The 23,430-nt window shown below is 73.5% G+C and carries 19 protein-coding genes; 12 read left to right on the top strand and 7 right to left on the bottom strand.

The features are described 5' to 3' along the window. The first annotated feature begins 52 nt into the window (after nucleotides 1-52). Entirely contained in the window at nucleotides 53-1,018 is a 966-nt protein-coding gene (locus ABD350_RS01175) for a hypothetical protein (RefSeq protein ID WP_344345488.1), read from the top strand. 34 nt (nucleotides 1,019-1,052) lie between these two features. On the opposite strand, the gene ABD350_RS01170 is transcribed toward ABD350_RS01175, so the two are convergent. The 3 genes from ABD350_RS01170 to ABD350_RS01160 form a co-directional block, all read right to left on the bottom strand. Continuing rightward, on the bottom strand, nucleotides 1,053-2,564 hold the full coding sequence (locus ABD350_RS01170; protein WP_344345487.1) for a phytoene desaturase family protein: 1,512 nt from the start codon (nucleotides 2,562-2,564) through the stop codon (nucleotides 1,053-1,055). A gap of 59 nt (nucleotides 2,565-2,623) precedes the next feature. Continuing rightward, the gene (locus tag ABD350_RS01165) at nucleotides 2,624-3,226 is read right to left on the bottom strand and encodes a DUF4126 domain-containing protein (RefSeq protein WP_344345486.1); all 603 of its coding nucleotides are present in this window, start codon (nucleotides 3,224-3,226) and stop codon (nucleotides 2,624-2,626) included. Between the two features lie 439 nt (nucleotides 3,227-3,665). After that, complete coding sequence (locus tag ABD350_RS01160; RefSeq protein WP_344345484.1) at nucleotides 3,666-4,295, bottom strand: TetR/AcrR family transcriptional regulator; 630 nt, start codon at nucleotides 4,293-4,295, stop codon at nucleotides 3,666-3,668. A gap of 153 nt (nucleotides 4,296-4,448) precedes the next feature. Between ABD350_RS01160 and ABD350_RS01155 the strand changes: the two genes are divergently transcribed. The 3 genes from ABD350_RS01155 (at nucleotide 4,449) to ABD350_RS01145 (ending at nucleotide 6,738) form a co-directional block, all read left to right on the top strand. After that, on the top strand, nucleotides 4,449-5,072 hold the full coding sequence (locus tag ABD350_RS01155) for an SAV_6107 family HEPN domain-containing protein (RefSeq protein WP_344345483.1): 624 nt from the start codon (nucleotides 4,449-4,451) through the stop codon (nucleotides 5,070-5,072). 208 nt (nucleotides 5,073-5,280) lie between these two features. After that, nucleotides 5,281-6,051 (top strand): methyltransferase, encoded by a 771-nt coding sequence (locus ABD350_RS01150; RefSeq protein WP_344345481.1) that lies wholly within the window; start codon nucleotides 5,281-5,283, stop codon nucleotides 6,049-6,051. Between the two features lie 303 nt (nucleotides 6,052-6,354). Next, a complete protein-coding gene (locus ABD350_RS01145; RefSeq protein ID WP_344345480.1) occupies nucleotides 6,355-6,738 on the top strand; it encodes a DUF3040 domain-containing protein in 384 nt (127 codons plus the stop codon). 77 nt (nucleotides 6,739-6,815) lie between these two features. Here ABD350_RS01145 and ABD350_RS01140 read toward each other — a convergent pair whose 3' ends face one another. From ABD350_RS01140 to ABD350_RS01125, 4 genes are all read right to left on the bottom strand, one after another. Then, nucleotides 6,816-9,200: a transglutaminase TgpA family protein gene (locus ABD350_RS01140; RefSeq protein ID WP_344345479.1), complete on the bottom strand. Its 2,385-nt coding sequence runs from the start codon at nucleotides 9,198-9,200 to the stop codon at nucleotides 6,816-6,818. Then, on the bottom strand, nucleotides 9,197-10,558 hold the full coding sequence (locus ABD350_RS01135) for a DUF58 domain-containing protein (protein ID WP_344345477.1): 1,362 nt from the start codon (nucleotides 10,556-10,558) through the stop codon (nucleotides 9,197-9,199). The genes ABD350_RS01140 and ABD350_RS01135 overlap by 4 nt, the downstream gene beginning before the upstream one ends. Next, nucleotides 10,558-11,598, bottom strand: coding sequence for an AAA family ATPase (locus ABD350_RS01130; RefSeq protein WP_344345476.1), 1,041 nt, complete (start codon nucleotides 11,596-11,598; stop codon nucleotides 10,558-10,560). Before ABD350_RS01130 ends, ABD350_RS01135 begins: the two co-directional genes overlap by 1 nt. Before the next feature lie 302 nt (nucleotides 11,599-11,900). Further along, nucleotides 11,901-12,509 carry a beta-class carbonic anhydrase gene (locus ABD350_RS01125; RefSeq protein WP_344345475.1) on the bottom strand — a complete coding sequence of 203 codons (609 nt, stop codon included), beginning with the start codon at nucleotides 12,507-12,509 and terminating at the stop codon, nucleotides 11,901-11,903. A gap of 288 nt (nucleotides 12,510-12,797) precedes the next feature. On the opposite strand from ABD350_RS01125, the gene rsmH reads away from it, so the two are divergent. The 8 genes from rsmH to ftsW all read left to right on the top strand — a co-directional run bounded on the left by rsmH (nucleotide 12,798) and on the right by ftsW (nucleotide 23,427). Then, nucleotides 12,798-13,754 (top strand): 16S rRNA (cytosine(1402)-N(4))-methyltransferase RsmH, encoded by a 957-nt coding sequence (gene rsmH, locus ABD350_RS01120; protein ID WP_344345473.1) that lies wholly within the window; start codon nucleotides 12,798-12,800, stop codon nucleotides 13,752-13,754. Between the two features lie 64 nt (nucleotides 13,755-13,818). Further along, on the top strand, nucleotides 13,819-14,421 hold the full coding sequence (gene ftsL, locus ABD350_RS01115; protein WP_344345472.1) for a cell division protein FtsL: 603 nt from the start codon (nucleotides 13,819-13,821) through the stop codon (nucleotides 14,419-14,421). 5 nt (nucleotides 14,422-14,426) lie between these two features. Continuing rightward, complete coding sequence (locus ABD350_RS01110; RefSeq protein ID WP_344345471.1) at nucleotides 14,427-16,391, top strand: peptidoglycan D,D-transpeptidase FtsI family protein; 1,965 nt, start codon at nucleotides 14,427-14,429, stop codon at nucleotides 16,389-16,391. A gap of 178 nt (nucleotides 16,392-16,569) precedes the next feature. Beyond that, nucleotides 16,570-18,090, top strand: coding sequence for a UDP-N-acetylmuramoyl-L-alanyl-D-glutamate--2,6-diaminopimelate ligase (locus tag ABD350_RS01105; RefSeq protein WP_344345469.1), 1,521 nt, complete (start codon nucleotides 16,570-16,572; stop codon nucleotides 18,088-18,090). Nucleotides 18,091-18,094: 4 nt separating this feature from the next. Further along, nucleotides 18,095-19,510 (top strand): UDP-N-acetylmuramoyl-tripeptide--D-alanyl-D-alanine ligase, encoded by a 1,416-nt coding sequence (locus ABD350_RS01100; protein WP_344345468.1) that lies wholly within the window; start codon nucleotides 18,095-18,097, stop codon nucleotides 19,508-19,510. Then, complete coding sequence (mraY, locus tag ABD350_RS01095; RefSeq protein ID WP_181795209.1) at nucleotides 19,510-20,580, top strand: phospho-N-acetylmuramoyl-pentapeptide-transferase; 1,071 nt, start codon at nucleotides 19,510-19,512, stop codon at nucleotides 20,578-20,580. Before ABD350_RS01100 ends, mraY begins: the two co-directional genes overlap by 1 nt. Then, complete coding sequence (gene murD / locus ABD350_RS01090) at nucleotides 20,562-21,998, top strand: UDP-N-acetylmuramoyl-L-alanine--D-glutamate ligase (protein ID WP_344345467.1); 1,437 nt, start codon at nucleotides 20,562-20,564, stop codon at nucleotides 21,996-21,998. The genes mraY and murD overlap by 19 nt, the downstream gene beginning before the upstream one ends. 67 nt (nucleotides 21,999-22,065) lie before the next feature. Then, complete coding sequence (gene ftsW, locus ABD350_RS01085) at nucleotides 22,066-23,427, top strand: putative lipid II flippase FtsW (protein WP_344345465.1); 1,362 nt, start codon at nucleotides 22,066-22,068, stop codon at nucleotides 23,425-23,427. Nucleotides 23,428-23,430: the final 3 nt, after the last annotated feature.

The raw sequence follows: 23,430 nt of genomic DNA, 5'->3' as shown, positions 1-23,430 counted from the left end.
ACACACTGCGTAGCGGTCACTGCCAGTAGCGGTCATTGGGAGAGGGGCGTACATGGGCTGGACGGTCCTCTACATCGCGTTCGGCGGCGTCGCGCTGTGGTTGCTGGGCGAGGTGCTGCTGCAGTACAAGGCACGGCTGCGCTGGCGGCTGCTGGCCTTCGCCGGTTTCCTCGGCGTCGTCATCGGTGTGCTGTTGCCCTCCGTGATCGTGATCGCGCTCGGCGCGATCGCCTTCGCGGTCGGCCAGACCTACGTCACGCTGTCCTTCCGCCGTGGCTTCGCCTCCGGCTGGGCGGTCCGGCGGCCCGGCCCCCAGGCCGGTGGCGGCGGCAGCAAGCGGCGCCGGGGCCGGGCGGACCGCAAGGATTCCGCCCCGCGGGACACCGCCCCCGCGATCCCGGACACCGCCCCCGCGTTCCCCGGCACCGGCCAGGAGACCTACGGCCCCGGCCAGGACGGCTACACCCCTGACCAGGGCGGCTACACCCCGGGGCAGGACGGCTACGGTTCCGCCCAGGCGCCCGGCGACCTCGACGACGACCGCGACGACGTCTTCACGCCCGCCGCGGCCCGCCCGGCCGCCGCCGGGACCACCGCCGTCCACGCACCCCAGCCCGCCCCCGGGGACACCGGCGGCTACGGCGCTTACGGCGACCCCGCCTACCCGGCCCCCGATCCGGGGACCCCCGCCTACGGCTACTCCGGCCACGGCGCCCAGGACTACGGCTACGACACCCCCGACGGCCCGCAGGGCTACGCCAACTACTCGGACCCCTACATCGGCAGCCGGCCCTACGCCGCCTACGACCAGGGCCCCGCCGGGCCGTACGGGCAGCAGCCGGACCACCCCCGGGACCCGTACGCCCCCGCCGGTTACCCCGAGACCCCGCCGGGCGGGGTGTGGGTGCCGCAGCAGCGCACCGACGACAGCCACGGCGGCGAACTCCCGCAGGAGCAGCCCTATCCGCGGCAGCCGGGCGGACCCGGGTCCGGGTACGACGAGCAGTACCGCTACTGAGCCGCTACCGCTGGCGGCCCGGCCCGGCCCGCGCTCACTGGGAGCCGCGGAACTGCGGTCCCTCCACGATCAGCCCGGCCACCAGCGCGCCCGACATCCCGGCGTGCGGCAGGCCGCCGCCCGGGTGGGACCAGCCGCCGACCCGGTACAGCCCCGGCAGCCGCGTGCTGTTCGCCGGGTGCAGGAAACGGCCCTCGCCGGCGGCGAGCGCGGGCGCGGGCACGGCCCCCGCAGGGGCGCCCGTCTCCTCCTCGGCGGCGCCCGGCGCCCGCACCTCGTGCCACAGCAGCCGGTCGCGCAGCCCCGGTACCGCCCGCCCGGCGGCCTCCAGGAGCAGGTCCGTGTACCGGGCGGCCGTGCGCTCGTCGTCCCAGGCGGCCCCCGTGGGCACCACGGCGGACAGCACCGCCGACTCGTGCCCGTCGTCGGGCCGGAGCGCGGGGTCGTCCGGGCGCAGCACGGTCACCGTCGGCGTGGGCGGCTCGTCACCGCCCGGCGAGGCCAGGAAGTCCCACTCCCGGTCGGGGTCCGCCGGATGCACGACCGTGCGGTGCGCGACCCCGGGCTCCGGGGCGCCGCGCAGGGCGAGCAGCACGGTGAACCGGGCGGGCGTCGCGGCCCGAGGCTCGGCCCGCACATCCTCCTCGCCGTCCAGCGGACGCTCCGTCAGCGCCCCCAGCACCGCCGGATGGACGTCGGCCACCACATGGTCCGCCTCCGCGACCGTGCCCCCGGCCAGCTCCACGCCCGCCGCCCGGCCGTCCTTCTCCACGATCCGGGTGACCTCGGCGCCGAAGACGAATTCCACCCGCCGCTCAAGGCACCGCTCGTACACCGCCCGCGCCAGCTCCCGGATGCCCCCGCGCACATACCAGGTGCCGAAGGCGTGCTCCATGTACGGCAGCACCGCCGCGCTCGCCGGAGCGGTCCGTGGGTCCAGGCCGTGGGCGAGCGCGTGGCTGGTCAGCAGGGCCGTCAGACGCTCGTCCCGCAGCTCCCAGGCGCCGGCCTCGGCCAGTGTCGTCGCCCGGCGCGTGCGCAGCAGCCGCTTGTGCGGCACCGCCGGATACGGCTCCTTTCCGGCCAGCACCCGCCAGTTCGGCCACAGCGGCTCCTCCAGCAGCGGCCGGCGGGTACGGTCCCAGGCCTCGCGGGCCCGCACCAGGAAGTCGCCCCAGCGCTCGCCCGTGCCCGCGCCCAGCGCCTCGTCCAGGGCCGCCACGACTCCCGCGCGCGTGGCGTTGGGCAGCGACACCTCGCCGCCGTCCGCGAAGACGTGCCGCGACGACGGGTCGACCTGGACCAGCCCGACGCGGTCCTCCAACGGCTCCTTGCCGGTCTTGACGAACAGATCGCGGTACACCGCCGGCAGGGTGAGCAGGCCCGGGCCCGTGTCGAAGCCGAAGCCGTCCCGCTCGAACCGGCGCACCGCACCGCCGTACGTCTCCGTACGTTCGTACACCACCACCCGGTGGCCCGCGACGGCCAGCCGGGCGGCGGCCGCCATCGCGCCCATCCCGGCGCCGATCACCGCAATCCGTGCCATGCCCGCGACTTTATCGACCGCCACCGACAACCCGGCCGCCGGGCGGCCCCCGGCGCAGGTCAGCGGGGTCGTGAGACGGGCCGCCGCGCCTCGCGCCGACGGGCCCGGCGGCGCAGGAAGCGCCGGATGCGCGAGAACAGGAGCACCAGGGCCAGCAGCCCGCCGGCCAGCAGGACACCGGCGACGACCGCTGCCGCCACGGGATGGAACATCGCGAACGCGACCACGCCCCCGACCCCGAGGTCCTCGGCCACGCTCAGCACGATGTTGCTGAACGGCTCGGGCGAGGCGTTGACCGCCATCCGCGTCCCGGCCTTGACGGTATGGCTGGCCAGCGCGGTGGAACCGCCGAGCAGCCCCGCCGCCACATCCGACAGCGACCCGCTCTGCCCGGCGAGCAGCGCCCCCACCCAGGCGCCGGCGAGCGGACGGACCACCGTGTGCGCGGAGTCCCACAGCGAGTCCACGTACGGGATCTTGTCGGCGACCGTCTCGCACAGCAACAGCACACCCGCGACGATCAGCACCTCCGGGCGCTGCAAGGTCCCCGGCACGTCCTCGCCGACCCCGGTCACGCCGAACAGGCCGAGCAGCAGCACCACCGCGTAGGCGTTGACACCGCTGGCCCAGCCGCTGGTGAAGACCAGGGGAAGTACGGACACGGACGCGATCGTAACCAGCCCGCGGGCCGGCGGCCTGGGCACGCGCGCGCAGGGATGAGTACGCGTACTCAGACCGCCAGATGAGTACCCGCGCGGATGGGACCCCGGCCGCCGGGACGGGAGAGTGGAGCCACGGCAGGGGGACCGGCCCGCACCGCCGACACGGGGCGGCGGAACGGCACCCGGCCACCGGCCGCTCCTTCCGCCGAATCCGTCGGCGGAAGCGAGACGGGGGGCCTCGGGGGACGACCACCACGGGGGTCCGCACAGGGGGAACCCGTACGGGGGAGTACGGGAGGAAGTACGGGGGATCACGGGGGAAACGGGAAGGCGCCGGACCGGGAACGGACCGGCGCCTTCCCTGCGCGCCCGCGCCTGTCGGAGCCTGCGGGGGCGTCGGGGCTGTCGGGACCGGCGGGGCCTCCCGGGCCCGGCCGCCTCAGATCCTGCCGCTGACCCGCCCCTGGAGCAGCCGGGACAGGGCCGCGTGGACATCGTCCAGGGAGCGACCCGGCTGGAAGGACTTCCAGTCCAGCGCGGCCACCAGCACCATGCCGACCAGCGCCGCCGCCGTCAGCGGCACGTCGATCTCGTCGCTGAACTCGCCGGCCGCCACCCCCTCGCGCAGCACCCCTTCCACCACCGCCACGGCCTCCTGCCGCACCACCATCAGGGTGGACTGCCAGGCCCGGTTGGTGCGCCACAGCTCGGCGACGTACAGCTGGGTGAAAGCCGGGTAGCGGTCGATGAAGACCAGACCCGCGCGGATCATCGCGTCCAGCGCGTCCACCTTGCCGCCCCCGGCGCGCGCCGTGCCCTCGGCAGCCTCCTTCAGGGACGCGGTGAGCAGACCGACGCCGTGCCGCAGCAACTCCTCGAAGAGAACGGACTTGCTCGCGAAGTTGTAGTAGACCGTGCCCTTGGCGACCCCGGCCCGCTCGGCGATCTCGTCCACCGTGGTCGCGGAGAAGCCCTGCTCGGCGATGAGCGTGACGGCCGCCTCGTAGAGCTTCTGCCGGGTGGCCTCGCGGCGCGTGCTCCCGCCGGCCCTGGCGCTGGTGCTTTCCATGGCCCCGATTCTCACAGGTGGTCTCGGCAGCGAAGGCCGCGCCCGCCCCTTCGGGCACGATGAAAGCCCAGCTCAGAACGGATTGTCAGTGGCATACCTCACGATGGGTACATACGGCATTCATGCCGTCACCCAGACGACAGGAGGTTCGTCATGGCCCACTCGTCCGCAGCCGCCGCCCGCCGGCGCCGCGCCACCGGCCCTGCCCCCTCACTGACCGGCCCCGCGAGCGACGTGCACCCCGTGCTGCGCCGGGCCACGGCCCCGCCCGCCGCCCTCGACCTGCTCGCCCAGGCCCGGGCCGGACTGGAGGAGGCGACGCTCCTTCAGACCCCGAACGAGCGGTACGCCACGGCCCACCTCGCCGCCCTGCGCACCGCCGCCGCCGTGCTCGCCGCGCGCGGCCGGCCCGAGACCTCCGCGCGCCGCCGGGCCCGCATCCGCAGTGCCTGGGAGGTGCTGCCCGAGATCGCCCCGGAGCTGACCGAGTGGAGCGCGCTGTTCGCCTCCGGCGCCGCGCGCCGCGCCCGCGCCGAGGCGGGCATCCGGGGCGCGGCCGGCCGCCGGGACGCCGACGACCTGATACGCGACGTGGCGATGTTCCTGCGCATCGTGGAGCGCATGCTCGCCCTCCAGCCGGTCCTGCCCCACCCCCGCCGGGACACCGACGCACCGCAGGCACCGCAGGCACCACGGGCACCGCGACCACCCGAAGCGCCGGACGGCCCGGCCCCCGGCACCCCGCGCCCCCGAGGCCCGCTCCCGGACGCGGGCTGACACGCCCCGCCCGCCGGTGACGGAGCACCGGGGGCTGTGAAGCACCGGGGGCGAAGAAGCACCGGGCCGCCCGTCGGCCACCGCGCACCGGGGCGGACACGGACGCGGCGCACCGGGGCGGACGCCGACGCGATGACCAGCCGCGGCGCCGGAGGCAATAGGGTGGAGTCGCCTGAAGTCCTTCAGCCCCGCCGAGGAGTCAACTGCCGTGTCGGACCCGTCGCGCCCCCGCGCCTCCCTGCGTACCGCCGTGGTCTGGGACGTCCTGCAGGACGCCCTCGACCGCCGGGTCAAGGCCACGGGCCGGGACTCGCTGGACGTCCTCGACACCGGGGGCGGCAGCGGGAACTTCGCCGTGCCCGTCGCCCGCCTCGGCCACCGCGTCACCGTGGTCGACCCCAGCCCCAACGCCCTGTTCGCCCTGGAGCGCCGCGCTGCCGAGGCCGGCGTCGCCGACCGGGTCCGCGGCGTGCAGGGCGACGCGCACGGCCTGTTCGACGTCGCCGAGCGCGGCGGTTACGACGCCGTCCTGTGCCACGGCGTCCTGGAGTACGTGGACGACCCGGCCGAGGGCGTCCGCAACGCCGTCGCCGCGCTGCGCCCCGAGGGCGTCCTCAGCCTGCTCGCCGCCGGTCTCGGCGGCGCCGTGCTCGCCCGCGCCCTCGCCGGCCACTTCACCGAGGCCCACCAGGCGCTCCAGGACCCCGACGGCCGGTGGGGCAGCGGCGACCCGATGCCCCGCCGGTTCACCGCCGAGCAGCTCACCGCCCTGGTCGAGGGCGCCGGTCTGCGGGTCGGCGCGGTGCACGGCGTGCGGGTCTTCGCCGACCTGGTGCCCGGCGTCCTGGTGGACACCGAACCCGGTGCGGTGGACGCGCTGCTGAGGCTGGAGGCCGCGGCGGCCGAGCTGCCCGCCTTCCACTCCGTCGCCACCCAGCTCCATGTCCTCGGTGAGACGCCGGTTGCCACCGGGAGCTGAGCGTCAGGGGGTCCCGGTGTGCCCTGAGTGCACCATCGGGAACAGCCGCTGATCAGCGCCTCGGCCGCGGATGGAGTACGACACAGGCCCCCCGATCGAGCGGTTTGCGCCGTATGATCGAGGTACACCGCTCGGCATGACGAGTCGGCCGCCGGGGAATGGAAGCCTCAGCGAGCCGGACGGCCATGACGGAATCCGGTTGGCCAATTGGCGTAGAGGGGCGGGTTTCACGGGGGCGATTCCCTGCCTATCCTGAAGGGACCCCCCGGGTCGCCCCGGCGACTGCACGATGAGGAGGACTCCGTGCCGCTCTCGGAGCACGAGCAGCGCATGCTCGAGCAGATGGAGCGAGCGCTGTACGCCGAAGATCCCAAGTTCGCGTCGGCGCTTGAGGGAAACGGGCTGCGGACGTACACCCGCCGGCGGGTCTACCAGGCGGTCGCGGGTTTCCTCATCGGTATCGCGCTCCTCATGACCGGAATGGTCATGCAGCTCATCTGGGTCAGCGTGGTGGGTTTCCTCGTCATGCTGGGGTGTGCCGTGCTGGCCGTCACCGGCTGGCGCAAGGCCCCCAAACCGGGTGAGCAGCCACCGGGCGCCGCCCGTCGGCAGGTGCGGCCCAGACGCTCCATGATGGACCGGATCGAGCAGCGCTGGCAGCGCCGCCGGGACGAACAGGGCCGCTGACCCGACAGCACGCGTGAGGGGCGGCCACCGGAAGGTGGCCGCCCCTCAGCCGTACCCCGGCCCCGCCGCCGCGCTGGTCAGCCGTGCTGACGGGACGGGCGGCGCGGCGCCGGCCGGGCCGCCGCGATCCGGGCCCGCAGCGCCCACCAGCCGGCCGACGCCGCCCACCACGCCCGGACCGACGAGCGGGGCAGGAGCAGTGCCCGCAGCCGGGTCCCGGTGCTCACCACGCTCCGCAGCCCCTCGATCACCTCGCGCACGTCCCGCGCCACGCCCGCCGCCGGGCGCGGCCGGGGCGCGTACAGGACCTGTTCCACCGCGTCCGCCACCCGGTGCACCGCGGCCGCGGCCGCCGGATCCAGCCGCCCGAGCCGCACGATCCGGTCGGCGGCCTTGCGCGGGGTCAGCGACTCGTCCGGGGTGATGCCGTGGTCCCAGGCGCTGTCCGTGAGCTCCTGCCAGGCGGCCAGGGTGTGCGCCGCCGCGCCCTGCGCGGTCCGGGCGTGCCCGCCCAGCCGCAGCGCGCGCATCCGCCGCCGCCACAGCAGGGGCGTCAGCGGCGCCGCCAGGACCAGCAGCGCGCCCACCCCGATCAGCGGCCACACCCACCAGTGCGTGCCGTCGTGCCCGCGGTACGGGACCGCCGCCGCGGACGGGCTGTCACAGGGCCGGAGCCCGCGCGGCCCGCCGGCGCAGCTCTCGCTCGGCGAGGCCGCCGCCGAGGGCGCCGAGGACGCGCGCCGGGACGGCAGCGCCTCCTCCGGCAGCGAGCTGCCCGGGGTGTCCGACAGGGTGTACGACGGCGTGCTGCCCCGGGTCGGGGTCGGCTCGAACCGGGTCCAGCCCACGCCCTCGAAGTACAGCTCGGGCCAGGCGTGCGCGTCCCGCTGGCTCACCGCCACCGTGCCGTCGGCCTGCGGGGTGCCCGGCGCGAAGCCCACCGCCACCCGGGCCGGGATGCCGAGCGTGCGGGCCATCGCCGCCATCGCGAAGGAGAAGTGGACGCAGAAGCCCTGCTTCTTGTCCAGGAAGTTCGCGATGGCCCGCGGCCCCTGGCCGACCTCCACCCGGGTGTCGTACTGGAAGCCGCCCGTGACGGCGAAGTAGTCCTGGAGCTTGACGGCCTCCTCGTAGTGACTGCTCGCGCCCTCGGTGATCTCCTTCGCGGTGCGGGCCACCACCTCCGGCACCGAGGACGGCACCTTGGTGTACTCGTCCCACAGGGCGGCCGGCGGTCGTGGCGCGGCGGCCAGCTGCTCCGCGGTCGGCTCCACGTCCAGGCTCGTGACCTCGTAGGTCTCGCCCCGCGTGGTCTGGCCGTGGTCGCCGACCAGGGTCATCCCGACCGGTTCGTACCGCCACCGGCCGCTGAGCCGCACCTGGCTCGGCGGATAGGGCATCGGCAGCCAGTCCTGGGCGTAGGTCTCCGCCGAGGTGACCGTCGTCCGTATCGTGCCGCGCCGGGTGTCCTTGCCCAGGCCGGCCGGCGTGGGCAGTCTGTCCGGCACGTCGACGACCTCGCGGCGGGTCGGTTTCCAGGTGGTGCCGTCGAACTCGTCCAGGGAGACGATCCGCAGATACAGATCGGACAGGTCGTTGGTGCTGGTCCGCAGGGACAGCACCTGGCGGTCGTCGTTCGTGTTCAGGTTGTCGCGCAGCGACACCAGCGGGTTGACCGCCGAGATCGTGCTCCCGTCGCCGGCGCCCGCCCCCATGCCGCCGCGGGCGCTGTCCAGCAGGCCGCCGGGCAGTGCGGGCAGGGCCAGGGGCACGATCAGGGCCACGCCGAGCGCGACCGCGCCGATCCGGCGGCCGGTGCGCACCGTCGCCGGCGGACCGGACCCCGGGGCGCCCGGCGGCCGGGGCGGGCCGCCGAAGACCCGGCCCCACTGGGCGAGCCGGTCCCGGCCCTCGGCGAGCAGCAGCATCAGATAGCCGGCCGCCGCCAGCAGGAACCACAGCCAGTCGGTGCCGCCGTCGGACAGTCCCGCGGCCACCGAGTACAGCGCGAGCAGCGGCAGCCCGGCCGGGGCCGCGCTGCGGAAGGTCACCGCGAGCGTGTCCACCAGCAGCCCGACCAGCAGCACACCGCCGATCAGCATCAGCCTGATGCCGTCGGTGACCGGCGCCGGTATCGCGTACCGGCTGATGTCGTCCGAGCCCTGCCGGAGCAGCTCGGCGACGTACCGGAGGGTGTCCGGGCCCGGGATCAGCCCGGCGATCGCGTGCTGCCGGGCGCACACCACGGTCAGCAGCACCACGGTGACCAGAAGCTGTGCCACCAGCGTCAGCGACCGGCCCAGCGGGATGCGCCGGGCCGCCGCGCCCACCCCGGTCTGCACGGCCAGCAGCGGCACCAGTTGCAGCAGCCAGGTCGGCTTGGCGAGCAGCGGCAGCAGCGAGCAGGAGGCCAGCAGGGTGGCCGCCGCCGCGCACAGCGCCAGTCGTGCCCGTCCGCTCATCCCCGGGCCTCCCCGTTCAGCGACGCCAGGCCCGAGCGCTCCCGGTCCGCCTGCCGCCACAGGTCCTCCACCGAGGCGCCGCGCGGCACGCTCAGTGCCGTCCAGCCCGCCTCGCGCAGCAGCCGCAGCCGCTCCCCGTGCCGGTCGCCGGCCCGGGGCACGTCGGTCGACTCGCGGGTCCAGACGCCGGGGTCCAGCACGAAGGCGACGGCGCCGCCGCCGCGCCGGTTCATCTTGGCGACCGTGGTGGCCTGGTCCTCGTCCAGGTCGCCGAGGAAGGCGACCAGCAGCCCCTCGTTTCCGGCGCGCAGCACGTCGTAGGCGCGGGACAGGCCGGTGCCCTCGGAGTAGTCGATCACCGCGAGGGTGTCCAGCATCAGCCCGGCCGCCTCCGCCGTCTCCTGGCCGGTGCCCGCGAAGCCGTCACCGCCCTCGCCGGGCACCGTGCTGCCGCCGTCGGTCAGCAGCCGTACCGAGAAACCGCGCTCCAGCATGTGCGCCAGCACCGAGGCGGCGGCGGAGACGGCCCATTCGAAGGCCGAGTCCGGGCCCGCGCCCTCGTAGGCACCGCCGCGGGTGTCCAGCAGCACGGTGCACCGGGCGCGCCGGGGCTGCTCCTCGCGGCGCACCATCAGCTCGCCGTGGCGCGCGGTGGAGCGCCAGTGCACCCGGCGCAGGTCGTCGCCGTAGCGGTAGCCGCGCGGGATGACGTCGTCCTCGCCCGCGAGGGCCAAGGAGCGCTGCCGTCCGTCGCCGTATCCCTTGGCCTCGCCGGCGAAGCGGACCGGGGCCAGCGGGGTCACGCGCGGGATGACCGTCAGGGTGTCCTGCGTCGCGAAGGAGCGGGTCAGCTCGCACATCCCGAACGGGTCGGTCAGCCGCAGCTGGAGCGGGCCCAGCGGATAGCGGCCGCGCAGATCGGAGCGGACCCGGTAGGACACCTCGCGGTGGCCGCCCGGCTCCATCCGGTCCAGTACGAACCGGGGGCGCGGCCCGAGGACGTAGGGCACCCGGTCCTGGAGCATCAGCAGACCGGTGGGCAGCCGGGAGACGTTGTCCATGCGCAGATGCACCCGGGCCTCGGCGCCGGCCGGCACCCGCGCGGGGACGAGCAGGCGGCTCGCGGCCACCCGGTGGCGCGTGCGGTACAGCACGGTGGCGCAGATCGGCGGCAGCACGGCGAGCAGCAGGCCGACCCGCAGCAGATCGCTCTGGCCCAGCACGAACGCGCAGATCGCGGCGGCGATCCCGGCCGCGAGGAAGGAACGGCCGCGGGTGGTCAGCCCCGACAGGGCCGTGCGGACCGCGCCCGCCCGCCCGCGTTCGGGCTCGGCCGGCCCGGTCCCCCCGGGGCTCATCACAGACTCCGCGGAGGCTGCTGCGGATAGGCCGGGATGGTCCGGCCGGGATCACCCACGCCGCCCGGCCGGCCGGGGGCCGCCGGCACCGGGGTGCGCTGGAGGATCTCCAGCACCACCTGCTCGGCCGTGCGGCGGTTGAGCTGGGCCTGCGCGGTGGGCAGCAGACGGTGGGCGAGGACGGCGACGGCGAGCGCCTGCACATCGTCCGGCAGCGCGTACTCCCGACCGGCCAGGGCCGCGGTGGCCTTGGCCGCGCGCAGCAGGTGCAGTGTCGCGCGCGGGGAGGCGCCGAGTCTGAGGTCGGGGTGGCTGCGGGTGGCGGCGACCAGTTCGACCGCGTACCGCCGGACCGGCTCGGCGACGTGCACGCCGCGCACCGCCTCGACCAGCTTCACGATCTCGTGCGCGTGCGCCACCGGCTGGAGGTCCTCCAGGGGGCTGACCCCGCCGTGCACGTCGAGCATCCGCAGCTCGGACTCCACGCTCGGGTAGCCGACGGAGACGCGGGCCATGAAGCGGTCGCGCTGGGCCTCGGGCAGCGGATAGGTGCCCTCCATCTCCACCGGGTTCTGGGTGGCCACCACCATGAAGGGGCTGGGCAGTTCGTACGTCTGCCCGTCGATGGTGACCTGCCGCTCCTCCATGGACTCCAGCAGCGCGGACTGGGTCTTGGGCGAGGCGCGGTTGATCTCGTCGCCGATCACGATCTGCGCGAAGATGGCGCCCGGCTTGAACTCGAAGTCCCGGCGCTGCTGGTCCCAGATCGACACGCCCGTGATGTCCGAGGGCAGCAGGTCGGGGGTGAACTGGATGCGCCGCACCGAGCAGTCGATGGACCGCGCCAGCGCCTTGGCGAGCATCGTCTTGCCCACTCCGGGGACGTCCTCGATCAGCAGATGGCCCTCGGCGAGCAGCACGGTCAGCGCGAGCCGTACGACCTCGGGCTTGCCCTCGATCACGCCCTCCACCGAACCGCGCACCCGTTCCACCGTGGCGGTCACATCAGTGAGGCTCGCTCGATCGTCATAGGTCGTCACCCGGCCCTCCTCGGCCCGTTCATTGCCGGGCCGACGCTGTCACTGCGCAACCGGCCCACCCCGGAACACGGGCATCACGCGGTAAAGGTTCCGCGTGCTGCCACACCCCCGCATTCTCGCTGCCGTTACCGATTCGTGTCACCGCCTGTGGACAACTGCCCCCGGCGATGCCGCTCATACGACTTATTCGGCGGTGTTTACGGCGGTTTCGGCTTGTCGGCGTTGTCGACGTGTCCGGCAACGAGCGGGACGCGCCCGGGGCGGCCGGCCGGTACGTTCCGGGTCGGGCCGGGTCGGCCGGGTCAGGCCGGGTCCACCTCGCGCAGCAGACCGGTGCGCACGTCGAAGACGAAGCCGCGGACGTCGTCGGTGTGCAGCAGGAAGGGCGAGGTGCGCACCCGCTGCATGGACTGGCGCACGTCCTGGTCCACGTCCCGGAAGGACTCCACCGCCCAGGCCGGCCGCTGCCCGACCTCCATCTCCAGCTCCGAACGGAAGTCCTCGGTCAGGGACTCCAGGCCGCAGTTGGTGTGGTGGATCAGCACGACGCTGCGGGTGCCGAGCTTGCGCTGGCTGATGGTCAGCGACCGGATCACGTCGTCGGTGACCACGCCGCCCGCGTTGCGGATGGTGTGGCAGTCGCCGAGCTCCAGCCCGAGCGCCTCGTGCAGGTCGAGCCGGGCGTCCATACAGGCGACCACGGCCACGTGCAGAACGGGGCGGGCGTCCATACCCGGATCCTTGAAGGCCTCGGCGTAGCGCCGGTTGGCCTCCAGGAGGCGGTCGGTCACGTTCTCGCCGGCCCTCATGGCGCCTTCGGGCCCAGTGTGTGCTGCAGAAGTCGTCATGCGGACGACGTTACTGGTCACGAAGCGGTCCGGCCTGCTGTGAGAGGGGACAAAGATCGCCATCTTGGCTTGTTGTGAGCGAACCCACACAGGGGCGGAGCTGCCCCGAACGGGTGGCCCGGTGTCGATCCGGGTCCCCGCGGTACCGCCGGGCGCGACGCGCAGGCCGGTTGATTGACCCGGGGACGGCGTGGACTAAAGTGACGCGAAAGCGGGAGACGAGTCTCTCCCCGCTGGTGAAACCCCCGGAGACCCCGGCACCGCCCGGACCCGTCTCCCCGCGCGCGCGGCGCGTACGTACGGCTCGGGGGACCGACGGTGCGTACGGCCCGCCGGAACTGAGAGGCCCCCTTGAGCCAGAGTCGACACGTCCCGGTGATGCTCCAGCGGTGCCTGGACCTGCTGGCGCCCGCCCTGGAGCGCCCCGGAGCGGTGGTCGTCGACTGCACCCTCGGCCTCGGCGGGCACAGCGAGGCACTGCTGACCCGGTTCCCCGGCGCGCGGCTGATCGGCCTGGACCGGGACAAGGAGGCGCTGCGGCTGTCCGGCGAACGGCTGGCGTCCTTCGGCGACCGCGCCACCCTGGTGCACGCCGTGTACGACGAGCTGCCCGACGTCCTCGGCCGGCTCGGCATCCCGCGCGTGCGGGGCGTGCTGTTCGACCTCGGGGTCTCCTCCATGCAGCTCGACGAGGCCGGCCGCGGCTTCGCCTACGCGCAGGACGCGCCGCTGGACATGCGCATGGACCAGACGACCGGCATCAGCGCCGCCGAGGTCCTCAACACCTACCCGGCCGGTGAACTCGTGCGCATCCTGCGCGCGTACGGCGAGGAGAAGCAGGCCAAGCGGATCGTCTCCGCGATCGTGCGGGAGCGGGAGAAGGAGCCGTTCAGCACCAGCGCGCGGCTCGTGGAACTCATCCGGGACGCCCTGCCGCAGGCCGCCAAGCGCACCGGCGGCAACCCCGCCAAGCGCACCTTCCAGGCGCTGCGCATCGAGGTCAACGGCGAGCTGTCCGTGCTGGAGCGGGCGATCCCGGCGGCCGTGAAGGCCCTGGACGTCGGCGGGCGCATCGCCGTGCTGTCGTACCACTCGCTCGAAGACCGCCTCGTCAAGCACGCGTTCGCGGCCGGGGCGGCCTCCACCGCGCCGCCCGGACTGCCGGTCGTGCCCGAGCGGTACCAGCCGCGGCTCAAGCTGCTCACCCGTGGTGCCGAACTTCCCACCGAGGAGGAGATCGCCGAGAACCGCCGGGCGGCACCGGCCAGGCTGCGCGGTGCCGAGCGCATCAGGGAGGACGTGGAGTGAGCCAGACGGGTCGGAGGGTCTCCTTCGCGCACCGGGGGAGCGGCATCCCCGTACCGGGGGAGCGGTGAGCAGGAAACCCGAGTTGAAGGGGAGGGCCGCGCGGCTGGCCCGGCTCTTCCCGGCGGGCCGTGCCCAGGCGGCCCGCACCCCGTTCGTGCTCCTCGTCGTCGTGCTCCTCGGCGGCGGTCTCATCGGGCTGCTGGTGCTGAACTCCGCTCTCAGCGAAGGCTCGTTCAAACTTGCCGACCTGCAGAAGCGGACCAAGAACCTCACCGACGAGGAGCAGGCCCTCCAGCGGGACATCGACGCCTACTCGGCCCCCGACGCCCTGGAGCGGCGCGCCCGCGAACTCGGCATGGTCCCCGGCGGCGACCCCGCCTTCCTCGGCCCCGACGGCACCGTCAAGGGCGTCCCCAGCGCCGCCCCCGAGCCCGCCTCCCTCTCCGCCCCGGCCGCCGCCCCCGGCACCGCGGCCGTCCCCGGCCAGGCCACCGGCCCCGGCACCACGGCCCTCTCCGGCCCGGCCACCGGCCCCGGGGCGCCGCTCCCGCCCGGCGCCCCGGCCACCGCACCGGCTCCCACGACGTCCCCCGCCGTCCCGCCAGCCGAGCCCGCGGCCCCGGCCGCCGTCCCCCCGTCCGTGTCCACCCCGACCCCCGGCAGGTGACGGAAGTGACCGACAGGCAACCGCCGCGCCGTCGTGTGCCCGCGCCCGCCAAGCCGCCGCGGCCCAGGGGGGCCGTCCGGCGCCAGCCCGGGCCCGGGGCGCGGCCGGTGCGCCGGCCCGGCGGGGCCCGGCCCATGCCGCCCGCCCCGCTCCGGCTCGGCAGCCCCCGGCCCCGGCTGCGCCTGGTCGGCCTCGCCCTGACGCTGGTGCTGCTCGTCTTCGTCGTACGGCTGCTCCAGGTCCAGGCCGTCGACGCGGGCGCCTACACGGCGCGGGCCGAGCAGAACCGGTACGTGGTGCACACCGTGGCCGCCGAGCGCGGCGAGATCACCGACCGCAACGGCGTCGCCCTCGCCGTCAGCGAGGACGCCTACGACATCACGGCCGACCCGACCATGTTCGGCGCCGGGCAGCTGAAGATCACCGACGGGCCGGAGCGGGCCGCCGCGCTGCTCGCCCCGATCCTCGGCCAGGACCAGGCGACCCTCGTCAAGAAGCTGCGGCCCGCGAACAAGAACTCCCGCTACACCCGGCTGGCCGCCCGGCAGACCCCGCAGGTCTGGAAGCAGATCAAGGACCTGAAGACCGCGCTCGCCAACAAGTCCGGCACCGACCACACCACCGTCAACGTGCTGGCCGGCGTCTTCGCGGACCCCAGCAGCCAGCGCGTGTACCCCAACGGCGACCTGGCCGCCGGGATACTGGGCTGGGTCAACGCCGACGGCAAGGGCGGCGGCGGCATCGAGCAGCAGCTCGACAAGCAGCTCACCGGCAAGGACGGCAAGGTCCGCTACGCCCAGGCCGGCGGGCGCGAGGTGCCCACGGTCGGGTCGACGGAGACCCCCGCCGTGCCCGGCGCCGACGTCGAGCTGACCATCGACCGCGACATCCAGTGGGCCGCGCAGAGCGCCATCACCGAGCAGGTGGCGAAGTCCAAGGCGGACCGCGGCTACGTCATCGTCCAGGACACCCGCACCGGCCAGATCCTGGCCATGGCCAACTCGCCCGGCTTCGACCCCAACGACCTGTCGAAGGCCGACGGCGACGCCATGGGCAACGCGGCCCTCCAGGACGCCTACGAGCCCGGCTCCACCGCCAAGGTGATGTCCATGGCGGCCGTGCTGGAGCGGAACGTGGCCACCCCGCTCACCCACGTCGTCGTACCCAACCGGCTGCACCGCGGCGACCGGCTGTTCCAGGACGACATCGACCACCGCACCTGGTACCTCACGCTCAACGGCGTGCTGGCCAAGTCCAGCAACATCGGCACCATCCTGGCCACCGGCGAACTCGCCAGGAGCCAGCCGGAGGCCAACAAGGTCCTCTACTCCTTCTTGCGCAAGTTCGGCATCGGCGGCTTCACCGGCCTCGGCTTCCCCGGCGAGACCCCCGGCATCCTCGCGCCGCCGCAGAAGTGGTCCACCTCGCAGCAGTACACGATCCCTTTCGGCCAGGGTTTCTCCATCAACGCCATGCAGGCCGCCTCCGTGTACTCGACCATCGCCAACGGCGGGGTCCGTGTCGAGCCCACCCTGGTGCGCGGCACCAAGGGCGCCGACGGGCGGTTCGCCCCGGCGCCGCAGCCCAAGAAGACGCGGGTGGTCAGCGAGAAGACCGCCAAGACCCTCGCCCGGATGCTGGAGTCCGTGGTCGACGACGAGCAGGGCACCGGCATCAAGGCCCGCATCCCCGGGTACCGGGTGGCGGGCAAGACCGGCACGGCCAACCGAGTGGATCCGGCCACCGGCCGCTACCGCGGCTACACCTCGTCGTTCGCCGGTTTCGCCCCCGCCGACAACCCGCGGATCACCGTCTACTGCGCCATCCAGAACGCCACCTCCGGCAGCTATTTCGGCGGCCAGATCTGCGGTCCCGTCTACAAGCAGGTGATGGAGTTCGCCCTGAAGACCCTCCAGGTCCCCCCCACCGGGGCGAGGCCCGCCAGCCTGCCCGTCGAGTACAAGCCCTGATCAGCACCCCACTGGTCAGCACGGAAACACCAGGAACGAACCCGTGACAACGATCACCCCCGATCCCGGGAACCAAGAGCCCGGCAGCCCCTCACTTAGCTCCCGAGCCGGTACGCCCGGTACGCTCACCGCCGTGCCACACGCTGATCAGTCCCAAACCACCCAGAAAGGCGCTTCCGTGACATATCCGGGACCGCCGCGACCGGTCCAGGTCTCCGCCACACCCCTCGCGGAACTGGCCGATCAGCTGGGTACCGCCGCTTCGGACGCCGCCGCCGAGGTCACGGGGATCACCCACGACTCGCGCGCCGTCCGCCCCGGCGACCTGTACGCCGCCCTGCCGGGCGCCCGGCTGCACGGCGCCGACTTCGCCAACCAGGCCGCCGGCCTCGGCGCGGTCGCCGTGCTCACCGACGCCGACGGCGCCGAGCGCGCCGCCGCCACCGGCCTGCCCGTCCTGGTCGTGGACGACCCGCGCGGCCGGATGGGCGAGCTGGCGGCCCGGATCTACGGCCACCCCGGCCACGATCTGCTCCAGATCGGCATCACCGGCACCTCCGGCAAGACCACCACCGCCTACCTGGTGGAGGGCGGTCTGCGGACCGCCCGCGCCACCGGGCTGGTCGGCACCGTCGAGACGCGCATCGGCGACGAGCGGATCAAGTCCGAGCGCACCACCCCCGAGGCCACCGACCTCCAGGCCCTGTTCGCCGTCATGCGCGAACGCGGCGTCGAGGCGGTCGCCATGGAGGTCTCCAGCCACGCCCTGGTCCTCGGCCGGGTCGACGGCTGCGTCTTCGACATCGCCGTCTTCACCAACCTCAGCCCGGAACACATGGAGTTCCACTCCGACATGGAGGACTACTTCCGGGCCAAGGCACAGCTGTTCACACCGCGGCGCAGCAGGCTCGGCGTGGTCAACGCCGACGACGAGTACGGCCGCCGGCTCGTCGAGGAGGCGACCGTCCCGGTCGTCACCTACTCCGCCGAGGGCCACCCGGACGCCGACTGGCGCGCCCAGGACGTCCAGATCGGCCCGATGGACTCGACGTTCACCGTCCTCGGCCCGAACGGCGAGCGCGTGCACGCCAGGTCGCCGATCGCCGGCCCCTTCAACGTGGCGAACACCCTCGCCGCCATCGTCGCCCTCGCCGCCGCCGGCCTCGACCCGCAGGCCGCCGCCGACGGCATCGCCGCCGTACCGGGCGTGCCGGGCCGCCTGGAGCGCGTCGACGCCGGGCAGCCCTACCTCGCGGTCGTCGACTACGCCCACAAGACGGACGCGGTCGAGTCGGTGCTCAGGGCGCTGCGCAAGGTCACCAAGGGCCGGCTGCACGTCGTCCTCGGCTGCGGCGGCGACCGCGACCGGACCAAGCGCGCCCCGATGGGCGCCGCCGCCGCCCGGCTCGCCGACACGGCCGTACTGACCTCCGACAACCCCCGTTCCGAGGACCCCCTCGCGATCCTCGCGACCATGCTCCAGGGCGCCGCCTCGGTGCCCGCGCACGAGCGCGGCGAGGTGCTCCTCTTCGAGGACCGGGCCGCCGCCATCGCCGCCGCCGTGGGCCGCGCCCAGGCCGGCGACACGGTGCTGGTCGCCGGCAAGGGTCACGAGCAGGGCCAGGACATCGCCGGCGTGATCCGTCCCTTCGACGACCGCCAGGTGCTTCGCGAAGCTATCCAGAAGACCCAGGGATGAACTTGTGATCGCCCTCTCCCTCGCCGAGATCGCAGCAGTCGTCGGCGGGCAGACGCATGACATACCGGATCCGTCCGTGCAGGTCACGGGACCGGTCGTCCGGGACTCCCGGGAGGTGGTGCCCGGCAGCCTGTTCGCCGCCTTCGTCGGCGAGCGCGTGGACGGCCACGACTACGCCCGGCAGGTCGTCGAGGCCGGCGCGGCCGCCGTGCTGGCCGCCCGGCCGGTCGGCGTCCCCGCCATCGTGGTGGACGACGTCCAGGCCGCCCTCGGCGCCCTCGCCCGGCACGTCGTGGGCCGGCTCGGCACGACCCTCGTGGCGCTGACCGGCTCGGCCGGCAAGACCAGCACCAAGGACCTGATCGCCCAGGTGCTCGGGCGCAAGGCGCCGACCGTGTTCACGCCCGGCTCGCTCAACAACGAGATCGGGCTGCCGCTGACCGCCCTGTCCGCCACCGAGGAGACCAGGTTCCTCGTGCTGGAGATGGGCGCCCGCGGCATCGGCCACATCCGCTACCTCACCGGCCTCACCCCGCCGAGGATCGGCCTGGTGCTCAACGTCGGTTCCGCGCACATCGGCGAGTTCGGCGGGCGCGAGCAGATCGCCCAGGCCAAGGGCGAGCTGGTGGAGGCGCTGCCCCCGGCGAGCGAGGGCGGCGCGGCGATCCTCAACGCCGACGACCCGCTGGTGAAGGCCATGGCCTCCCGTACCCAGGCGAAGGTGATCCTTTTCGGAGAGTCGGCCGAAGCGGACGTACGCGCCGAGAACGTACGACTCACGGACAGCGGACAGCCCGCCTTCAGGCTTCACACACCCTCCGGTGCAAGCGATGTGACGATGCGCCTGTACGGTGAGCACCACGTGTCGAACGCGCTCGCCGCGGCCGCCGTCGCCCATGAGCTGGGCATGTCCGCGGAAGAGATCGCCCTCGCGCTCTCCGAGGCGGGCTCCCTCTCCCGGTGGCGCATGGAGGTCACCGAGCGCCCGGACGGCGTGACCATCGTCAACGACGCCTACAACGCCAACCCCGAGTCCATGCGGGCCGCCCTCAGGGCGCTCGCGGCCATGGGCAAGGGGCGCCGCACGTGGGCGGTGCTCGGCAAGATGGCCGAGCTGGGGGACGAGGCGCTCGCCGAGCACGACGCCGTCGGACGGCTCGCCGTCCGGCTCAACGTCAGCAAGCTCGTCGCCGTCGGGGGGATTGAGGCCTCCTGGCTGCAATTGGGCGCATATAACGAGGGTTCGTGGGGTGAGGAGTCGGTGCACGTGTCCGACGCACAGGCGGCGGTCGACCTGTTGCGCAGCGAGTTGCGCCCGGGGGACGTCGTGCTCGTGAAGGCGTCCCGGTCGGTGGGGCTGGAGAGCGTCGCCCAGGCGCTTCTCGAGACCGGTGCCGAGGGTGAGGTCGCCGCCCGATGATGAAGCAGATCCTGTTCTCGGGAGTCATCGGCCTCTTCCTGACGCTGGTCGGCACCCCCCTGCTGATCAAGCTGCTGGCCCGCAAGGGCTACGGTCAGTACATCCGCGACGACGGCCCGCGCGAGCACGCCAGCAAGCGCGGTACGCCGACGATGGGCGGTATCGCCTTCATCCTGGCGACCATCGCCGCGTACTTCCTGAGCAAGCTCATCACCGGCTACGCGCCGACCTACTCCGGTCTGCTGGTCCTCGGCCTGATGTTCGGCATGGGCCTGGTCGGCTTCCTCGACGACTACATCAAGATCGTCAAGCGGCGTTCGCTGGGTCTGCGGGCCAAGGCGAAGATGGCCGGCCAGCTGATCGTGGGCATCGCCTTCGCCGTGCTGTCGCTGCAGTTCTCCGACGCCCGCGGCAACACCCCGGCCTCCACGAAGCTGTCGTTCATCACGGACTTCGGCTGGTCGATCGGCCCGGTGCTGTTCGTCGTCTGGGCGCTGTTCATGATCCTCGCGATGTCGAACGGCGTGAACCTCACCGACGGTCTGGACGGTCTGGCCACCGGCGCCTCCGTGCTCGTCTTCGGCGCCTACACCTTCATCGGCGTCTGGCAGTTCCAGGAGTCCTGCGCCAACGCCCAGACCCTGACCAACCCGGGCGCCTGCTACGAGGTGCGCGACCCGCTCGACCTCGCGGTGGTCGCCTCCGCGCTGATGGGTGCCTGCCTCGGCTTCCTGTGGTGGAACACCTCGCCGGCGAAGATCTTCATGGGCGACACCGGCTCGCTCGCCCTCGGCGGTGTCCTCACCGGCCTGGCCATCCTCTCCCGCACGGAGCTGCTGGTGGCCATCATGGGCGGCCTGTTCGTCCTCATCACCATGTCGGTCGTCATCCAGGTCGGCTCCTTCCGGCTCACCGGCAAGCGCGTCTTCCGGATGGCGCCACTCCAGCACCACTTCGAACTCAAGGGCTGGTCCGAGGTCCTGGTGGTGGTCCGCTTCTGGATCATCCAAGGCATCTGTGTGATCGTCGGACTGGGCCTCTTCTACGCGGGATGGGCAGCGGACAAGTGACCTCCACCTCGGGGCTCTTCGACTTCCAGGGCAAGCACGTCACCGTCGCCGGGCTCGGCGTCTCCGGCGTCCCGGCGGCCAAGGCGCTGCACGCGCGCGGCGCGCTCGTCACGGTCGTCAACGACGGCGACGACGACCGCGCGCGGGAACAGGCCGCGGAGCTGGAGGCGCTCGGCATCACCGTGCGCCTCGGCGACGGCGCGTCCCTGCCGGAGGGCACCGAGCTGATCGTCACCGCGCCGGGCTGGCAGCCCGACAAGCCGCTCTTCCTCGCCGCCGAAAAGGCCGGTGTGCCGGTCTGGGGCGACGTGGAGCTGGCCTGGCGGCTGCGCGGCCCGGACGCGGCCCCCTGGCTGGCCGTCACGGGCACCAACGGCAAGACCACCACCGTCCAGATGCTCGCCTCCATCCTCAAGGCGGCGGGCCTGCGCACGGCCGCCGTGGGCAACATCGGCGTCTCCCTGCTGGACGCGGTCCTCGGCGAGGAGCGGTACGACGTGCTCGCCGTGGAGCTGTCCAGCTACCAGCTCCACTGGGCGCCCTCGCTGCGCGCCCACTCGGCCGCCGTGCTCAACCTCGCGCCGGACCACCTGGACTGGCACGGCTCCATGGAGGCGTACGCGCGCGACAAGGGCCGCATCTACGAGGGCAACAAGGTCGCCTGCGTCTACAACGTCGCCGACAAGGCCACCGAGGACCTGGTGCGCGAGGCCGACGTCGAAGAGGGCTGCCGGGCCGTCGGGTTCACCCTCGGCACCCCGGGGCCGTCCCAACTCGGCGTCGTGGACGGCATCCTGGTCGACCGCGCCTTCGTCGAGAACCGGCAGAAGAACGCGCAGGAGCTGGCCGAGGTCTCCGACGTTCACCCGCCGGCGCCGCACAACATCGCCAACGCCCTGGCGGCGGCGGCCCTCGCGCGCGCCTTCGGGGTGCCCGCCGGCGCCGTGCGCGACGGTCTGCGGGCCTTCCGCCCGGACGCCCACCGCATCGCGCACGTCGCCGACGTCGAGGGGGTCGCCTACGTGGACGACTCCAAGGCCACCAACACCCATGCCGCCGAGGCCTCGTTGGCGTCATACGAGTCGATCGTATGGATCGCGGGCGGACTGGCGAAGGGGGCCACCTTCGACGAACTGGTCGCCAAGTCGGCGAAGCGGCTGCGGGCCGCGGTCCTGATCGGTGCCGACCGGGCCCTGATCCGCGACGCCCTCGCGCGACACGCCCCGCAGGTACCCGTGGTCGACCTCGACCGGACCGACACTGGGGCGATGCTCCAGGCGGTGACGGAGGCCAGGCGGCTCGCCCGGCCCGGCGACACGGTGCTGCTGGCCCCGGCCTGCGCCTCCATGGACATGTTCACCAACTACAACCAGCGCGGCGACGCGTTCGCGGCGGCGGTCCGCGAACTCGGCGCCTGAACCCGGCCGCCTGCCGGGCGGATCTTGGGAGGACGCGTGGGACGGTCGAGGTTCAGCGGAGGCACCGATGCCCGGTAGCCGCACCGGCCGGCCGCCCGTACAGCGGGCGTCCCGCCGTCCTGCCGTCCCCCGCATCCCGCGCGAGAACCCCGTACAGGGGATGTTCACCCGCGCGCGCAAGGCCTGGGACCGGCCGCTGACCGCCTACTACCTGATCCTCGGCGGCAGCGTGCTGATCACTGTGCTGGGCCTGGTGATGGTCTACTCGGCCTCCCAGATCACCGCGCTCCAGCTGTCGCTGCCCGGGTCGTACTTCTTCCGCAAGCAGTTCCTCGCCGCGGTCATCGGCGGCGCACTGCTGTTCGCCGCCTCCCGCATGCCGGTGAAACTGCACCGGGCGCTGGCCTATCCGATCCTCGCCGCCGCCGTCTTCCTGATGGCCCTGGTGCAGGTGCCGGGGATAGGGATGTCGGTCAACGGCAATCAGAACTGGATCTCCCTCGGCGGCTCCTTCCAGATCCAGCCCAGCGAGTTCGGCAAGCTCGCCCTGGTGCTGTGGGGCGCCGACCTGATCGCCCGCAAGCAGGAGAGAAGGCTGCTGGCCCAGTGGAAGCACATGCTGGTGCCGCTGGTCCCGGTCACCTTCCTGCTGCTCGGACTGATCATGCTGGGGGGCGACATGGGCACCGCGATCATTCTCACGGCGATCCTCTTCGGCCTGCTGTGGCTCGCGGGCGCGCCGACCCGGCTGTTCGCCGGGGTGCTGTCTGTGGCCGGCCTGATCGGGGTGCTCCTGATCAAGACCAGCGACAACCGGATGGCCCGGCTCGCCTGCATCGGCGCCACCGAGCCCAAGAGCGGGGGCGCCGACTGCTGGCAGGCCGTGCACGGCATCTACGCCCTCGCCTCCGGCGGATTCTTCGGCTCCGGTCTCGGTGCGAGTGTGGAAAAATGGGGCCAACTCCCCGAAGCCCATACCGACTTCATCTTCGCCGTCACCGGTGAGGAACTGGGCCTGGCGGGGACGCTGTCGGTGCTCGCCCTGTTCGCGGCTCTAGGCTATGCGGGTATCCGCGTGGCCGGACGCACGGAGGACCCCTTCGTGAGGTACGCCGCGGGAGGCGTGACCACCTGGATCACCGCCCAGGCGGTGATCAACATCGGTGCGGTGCTCGGCCTGCTGCCGATCGCCGGCGTCCCGCTCCCGCTGTTCTCCTACGGAGGGTCCGCCCTGCTGCCGACCATGTTCGCCATCGGGCTGCTGATCGCCTTCGCGCGCGACGAGCCCGCTGCGCGGGCAGCGCTTGCGATGCGGCAACCCCGCTTTGGTAGAAAGCGGGCGGGAGGCTCCGGTGCCGAGCGGGGGCCTCGGAGATGGAACACGATGCGACGGCGTGCCTCGGCGGCGCGTTCGTCCGGAGAGCGGTGAATT

Source organism: Streptomyces nogalater (genome assembly GCF_039532885.1).
Taxonomy (GTDB): domain Bacteria; phylum Actinomycetota; class Actinomycetes; order Streptomycetales; family Streptomycetaceae; genus Streptomyces; species Streptomyces nogalater.
This window is presented reverse-complemented; position numbering and strand designations above follow the sequence as displayed.